The sequence below is a fragment of the Deferrisoma sp. genome (assembly GCF_054681715.1).
Genome location: NZ_BAAHFQ010000172.1, coordinates 1 through 5,849, shown reverse-complemented (window position 1 = coordinate 5,849; position 5,849 = coordinate 1). Strand labels below are relative to the sequence as shown.

The 5,849-nt window shown below is 72.9% G+C and carries 4 protein-coding genes and 1 pseudogene; all 5 read left to right on the top strand.

Annotated features, from left to right (window positions below; genetic code table 11):
- Nucleotides 1-376: pseudogene (locus ACY0I8_RS15635) on the top strand (hypothetical protein); the annotation flags it as partial.
- Between the two features lie 128 nt (nt 377-504).
- Nucleotides 505-1,311, top strand: a complete 807-nt coding sequence (locus ACY0I8_RS15630) for a hypothetical protein (protein ID WP_461395481.1) — start codon at nt 505-507, stop codon at nt 1,309-1,311.
- Nucleotides 1,308-2,279, top strand: a complete 972-nt coding sequence (locus ACY0I8_RS15625) for a peptidase U32 family protein (protein WP_461395480.1) — start codon at nt 1,308-1,310, stop codon at nt 2,277-2,279. Before ACY0I8_RS15630 ends, ACY0I8_RS15625 begins: the two co-directional genes overlap by 4 nt.
- Entirely contained in the window at nt 2,273-3,949 is a 1,677-nt protein-coding gene (locus ACY0I8_RS15620; RefSeq protein ID WP_461395479.1) for an ABC transporter ATP-binding protein, read from the top strand. Before ACY0I8_RS15625 ends, ACY0I8_RS15620 begins: the two co-directional genes overlap by 7 nt.
- Nucleotides 3,950-3,974: 25 nt before the next feature.
- Nucleotides 3,975-5,684, top strand: a complete 1,710-nt coding sequence (locus ACY0I8_RS15615; RefSeq protein WP_461395478.1) for an aldehyde ferredoxin oxidoreductase C-terminal domain-containing protein — start codon at nt 3,975-3,977, stop codon at nt 5,682-5,684.
- Nucleotides 5,685-5,849: the final 165 nt, after the last annotated feature.

Genomic DNA, 5,849 nt, shown 5'->3' with positions numbered 1-5,849 from the left:
GTTCATGGCCAACTACTACACCCCGGAACTCATGGGGCTCCTGGCGATCGACAAGAAGACCGGGGAGATCCGGGATACGCCGCTCAAGGGCATCCCCGTGTTCGCCTACTCGGTGATCTACTCCCCCGACAAGAAGAAGGCTTACGGGGTGATGGACGAACTCAACGTGATCGATCTCGAAACCAACACCTACGAGTCCATCACGGTGAACCACGAGGGCACCTGCTACGGGATCAACGTGTCGAGCGACGGCAGCAAAGTGTACATCGGAGCCGGCGGGTCCACGCTCACGGTGTACGACGCGAAAACCCTGCGGCCCCTCAAGGTGCTCCAGATGGCCTCCGACGGCATGGACATCCGGCGGGTGACCTTCTGAAGACCCAACCCGTGGGACCCCGTCCTCTTCCTCCGGGGCGGGGTCCCCCCTCCGGGGCCCCACCCCCGGGGGGCGTCTGGCCCCGGAGGGAACCTGCCCAGCCCCGGACGCGGGGAGAGGAAGATTCTTTGGAGTACGCGTTGCGCGTGGACCGGCCCGAGGCCGTCCCAGAAGGGCCGGAGATTTCGGACGACCCCGAATGGGCCGGCACCCTCCCCGGGGGCCGGTGGGCCGCCCTCTATTTCGGCGCCGAGTTCTGCGAGCAGGCCCTGCCCGGGCCGCGCGAGGCCGAGGATCTCTGCCGGGCCGCCTTAGCCCGGGGGCTCGAACCCGTGCTTCTCACCCCCGTGGTGACGGCCGGCGGCCTTCGGGCGGTGGAAGACCTGCTCCGAACCCTGGAGGCGCGGGGCCTTCGCCCCGCCGTGGTGTTCAACGACTGGGGGGTGTTTCGGCTGCTGCGGCGGCGGTTCCCGGAGCACCCCGCCCGGGCCGGCCGGCTGTTCAACCGGGGACTCCGGGATCCCCGGGCGTCCCCCGGCGCGAGCCGGGGCACCGGGAGCGCGAGGCTCAGGCGGTTCCTGGCCCGGGAGGGGGTGGGCGCCCTGGAGACCGACGTGGACCTCGGGGGGGAATATCTGGGCCAGCGGGGGGACGGCCTCGGCCGAGCCGTGCACCTGCCCTTCGCCTTCGTCACGAGCGGCCGGAACTGCCTCCTCAAGGGGGAGGCCCTCGGCCGGGGCGAACTGTCCCGGTGCCTGGGAGTCCCCTGCCCCCGGCCCTGCCGGGGGGGGCCGCGCAGGGTCGTTCGGGGGGACACCACCCAGCCCCTGTGGAGGGCCGGGAACACCGTGTTCCAACGGGTTTCCCCCGAGGGGGCCCGAGCCTACCTCGCCCGGGCCGACCGGGTCGTGATCCACCCGAGGCCGATGCCATGAAGATCCTCGCCCCCGTGCGCGACCCGGAAGAGGTGCCCTGGCTGTGCGAGGCGGGGGCCGACGAGTTCTACTGCGGCCTCACCCCGGCGTTCTGGGCCGAGCGGTACGGGGGGGACTGGGTCCACCGGCGGGATCCCCGGGCCGCCGGCCTCAGGGACGAGGCGGCCCTGGCCGAGGTTGTCCGCACGGCCGGACACCGGCCGGTGTTCGTCACGCTGAACGCGCCCCACTACCCGGAGGAGGCGGTGGCCCCGTTGGTGGGGTTCGGCCGGCACCTCCTGGAGCACGTGGGCGTCGCCGGCCTCATCGTGGCCGAGATCGAGCTGCTCCTGGCCCTCGTGGAGGAAGGCCTCGGTTCCCGCGTGCACGTCTCCAGCCTGGCCACCTGCACGAACCCGGGTGCCGCTGCGTTCTACCGCGACCTGGGGGTGGCCCGGGTCGTGCTGCCCCGGCACCTGACCCTGGATGAGATCGGGGAGATCGCCGCGGCCGGGGTGGACCTGGAGGTGTTCGCCCTAAACGACGGGTGCGTGTTCGAGGAGGGCCTGTGCGCCACCACCCACCGCCTGGGGCCGTTCTGCCTGGCGGACGGGCCGGGGACCGAGGGCGTGGGGCCGGGCGCGTTGGAGGCGTACGAGTTCTGGAAGTGGACCCTCAACAACTGCGGGTGCCGGACGAACCGGGGATACCCCCTGGGACCTTGTGGCCTGTGCGCCCTCCCCCGGTTCCGGGCGATCGGGATCGGGAGCCTCAAGGTGGTGGGGCGCGAGGCCTCCCTTCCCCGAAAGCGCGCCTCGGTGGAACTGGCGGCGCTGGCCGTTCGCCTGGCCGACGCCGGCGCCGGGCCTACCGAGATCCGGGAGGCGGTGGTGGCCCGCCGCGGCGGGCGGAGCCTCTGCGACGGCGCCCACCTGTGCTACTACCCCCAGGTCTGGGCCCCGGCGGGGGCGGAGGCGGCGGCGTGTTGAGGGCTCTGGCCCCGTTTTGGGGACACCTTCGGGGAAAGGCCGGGTCCCTGGCCCTCCTGTTTCTCCTGGGCCTTTTGGGTTCCGGGATCTCGCTCTCCACCCCGCTGGTGGGAAAGGCCTTCGTGGACGCGGTGGCCGAGCGCCGGGACTTCTCGGTGGTGCCCTGGGTGGCGGCGGCCCTGGCCGGACTGGCCGTCCTGGACCTCGCCCTGGGGCTCGCCCTTCGCCTGGTGCACGCCCAGGTGTCGGCCCGGGTGCTGGTGGAGATCCGGCAGCGGCTGTTCGACCGGTGCCTCGACGGCCCCCTGGAGCACCTGGAGCGGTTCCGGCACGGGGACCTGATGTCCCGGTTCGGGGGCGATGTTCCCCAGATCCAGGCCCTCCTCGTGGACGGGCTCCTGGGCGGGGTCCGGAACCTCCTGTTCCTGGCCGTGGCGGCGGGAATCCTGGTGCGGCTCCAGCCGGCCCTGGCCGCGTGGAGTTTCGCCGGGGTGGCCGTGGCCCTCGGGGCCGCCGCGGCGTTCCGGGGGCCGGTGGAAGCCATGGCCCGGGCCATCCGGCAGGCCATGGCGGACCTGTCCCATTTCCTCTCCGAGCGCCTGTCGGGGCTTCGGGTGGTGCGGTTCCACGCCACCCAACCGGAGGAGCGGGCCGAGTTCGACCGGCTGAACCGGGTACTGGTGGGCCGGGTGTTGCGGTTCCAGGGGGTGGACGCGGCCGCCGCGGGGGTGCCGGGCCTGGTGCTCACGTGGAGCCTGGCGTGGATCTATCTGCTGGGGGGCCGGCTCCTGGAGGCCGGGGACATCGGCCTTGGAACGTTCGTGGCGTTCGTCCTTTACCAGGGCAGGCTGTACGGCCCGGCCCAGGGGCTCCTGGGGCTGGTGCGAAATCTCCAGGAGGCCCGGGTCAGCCTGAGCCGCGTGGCTGAGGTGCTGGACCGGGACGAAGGGCCCCGACTCCGTGCCCGGAAGCCCGGGGAGGCCGAGATCCGGTTCGAGGACGTGTGGTTCTCGTACCCGGGCAAGGCGCCCGTGCTCCGGGGTCTCCATCTCCGGGTGGCGGCCGGGGAGAAAGTGGCCGTGTTTGGGGGATCCGGGGCCGGGAAATCCACCCTGGTGCAACTGGCCTTCGGGCTCCGGCGCCCGACGCGGGGTCGGGTGGAGGTGGGGGGGGTGAACCCCTGGGACCTTTCTTCGGAGGACCTCCGCCGGTTCCTCGGGTACGCCGGCGCCGAGCCGTTTCTCCTCCACGCGACCGTGGAGGAGAACCTGCGCTACGGGAACCCCGGCGTGTCCGACGAGGCCGTGTTGGCCGCCGCCCGGCTCGCCCTGGCCCACGAGTTCATCCTGTCTTTGCCCGAGGGCTACCGGACGGTGATCGGGGGCCGGGGCCTCGCCCTTTCCGACGGCCAGCGGCAGCGCATCGGGTTGGCGCGCCTGATCCTGCGGGCCCCCCGGGTGTTCGTGCTGGACGAGGCGTTTTGCGCCCTGGATCCGGCCACCGAGGCGCGAATCGTGGAAAACCTCTGGCGCTCGTTTCCCGACCGCGCCTTCCTGGTCATCGCCCACCGTTGGTCCGGGTCCCGGGCCTTCGACCGGCGGTTGGTCCTCCGGGACGGAACCCTCTGGCCCGCCGAGCTGGGCTGCCCGGCGGCCGGACGCGCTCCCTGACCCCTTCCGATCGAGGAGGTGATCCATGGCCCGCATTCTTCGCATCGATCTCACGAACCGGCGGTCTTCCTGGCAGGACCTGCCGGACGCGTACCGGGGCCTCGGGGGCCGGGGCCTCACCTCGGCCGTGGTGGCCGCCGAGGTACCCGCCGACGCAGACCCCCTGGGCCCCGAAAACCGGCTCGTGCTGGCGCCCGGTCTCCTGGCCGGGACGGTGGTGCCCAACAACGGCCGGCTCTCGGTGGGGGCCAAAAGCCCCCTCACGGGCACCATAAAGGAGTCCAACGCGGGCGGCGCGCTGGCCCAGAAACTGGCGCGCCTGGGGGTGGCCGCCGTGGTGCTCGAGGGCGCCGCGTCGTCCCCGACGGTGGTCGCGATCCGCGCCGGGGGGGTGGAGTTCGGGCCCGCCGGGGATCTCTGGGGCCGGGGCGCGTACGAGGCGGCCGGGCGCCTTGGGGAGCGCTTCCCCGGGTGCGCTTTCGCCCTCGTGGGGCCCGCCGGGGAGAAGGGGTGCCGGGCCTCCGCCGTCTGCGTCACGACACCGGACGGGTTCCTGCGCACGGCGGCCCGCGGGGGCCTCGGTGCGGTGTTGGGGACCAAGGGGGTGAAGGCCGTGGTGGTGGACGACGCCGGGGGGCCCGGGGTCTCGCCGGCCGAGCCCGAGCGGTTCCGGGCGGCAGCAAAGGCCCTGGCCGAGGGCATCGCGGCCCACCCCATGGTGGGCGGACTCCAGGCCCTGGGAACCTCCATGCTCGTGGGGTTGATCAACGAACTCGGGGGGTTGCCCACCCGTAACTACTCGTCCGGCCGGTTCGAAGGCGCCGGCCGGATCGCGGGGGAAGCCCTGGCCGGGATCATGGGACGCCGGCCGAACGCCAGCACCCGGCACCGGTGCATGGCCGGGTGCGTGATCCACTGCTCCCAGGTGTACACGGCCGAGGACGGCGAGGTCATCACCTCGGGGTTCGAGTACGAGACCCTGGGCATGGTGGGGAGCAACTGCGCCATCGACGACCCGGACGCCATCGCCCGCATCGACCGGGCCTGCGACGACCTGGGGCTCGACACCATGGAGATCGGGGCGGCGGCCGCGGTGGCCATGGAGGCCGGGGCCCTGGCGTGGGGGGACGGCGCGGCCCTGCTGGAGGCCCTGAGGTCCATCCCCGAGGACGGCCGACTGGGCCTGCTCCTGGCCGCCGGCAGCGTGGCCACCGGCCGGGAACTCGGGGTCTCCCGGGTGCCCGCCGTAAAGGGGCAGGCCATGGCCGCCTACGACCCCCGGTGCCTCAAGGGGACCGGAGTCACCTACGCCACGAGCCCGATGGGGGCCGACCACACCGCGGGCAACGTGCTCCCGAGTCCGGCGAACCCGGACTACGATCCGTCGAAGCCGGAAGGCCAGTGGCAGGTGTCCGAGTTCGTGCAGTGCTATTTCGCGGCCGTGGACACCCTGGGCCTTTGCCTGTTCGCGTCGCTTCCCGTGGTGGAGAGCGAAGACCTCCAGGCCGCCCTGGCCGAGGCCGTGGTCGCCAGATGGGGCCGGGACCTGCCGGGGGGGTCCCTGATCGGGCTCGGCCGCCTGGTGTGCCTGACCGAGAAGGCGTTCAACCGTCGGGCCGGGTTCGGGCCGGAAGACGACCGCCTCCCCGGGTTTTTCGCCCGGGAACCGCTGCCGCCCCACGGGTACCTCTGGGACGTTGCCGACGAGGACCTGGACCGGGTGTTTTCGGGGTGACCGGGATCCCATGAGTCCGGCGACGCGGGTGGGGGTGGTGGACACCGGCGTGAACCCTTGGCACTCCCATGTGCGGGGCCCCGTGGCCGGGTGCCGGATCTTCGCGGACGGGAGGGGCCGGGTCCGGGAGGACGGGGAGTTCTTCGACCCGGTGGGCCACGGCAC

What these genes read in the sequence shown, in the direction of transcription:
- ACY0I8_RS15625 (WP_461395480.1), top strand. Translation starts at nt 1,308, where the DNA reads ATGAAGATCCTCGCCCCCGTGCGCGACCCGGAAGAGGTGCCCTGGCTG.
- ACY0I8_RS15615 (WP_461395478.1), top strand. Translation starts at nt 3,975, where the DNA reads ATGGCCCGCATTCTTCGCATCGATCTCACGAACCGGCGGTCTTCCTGG.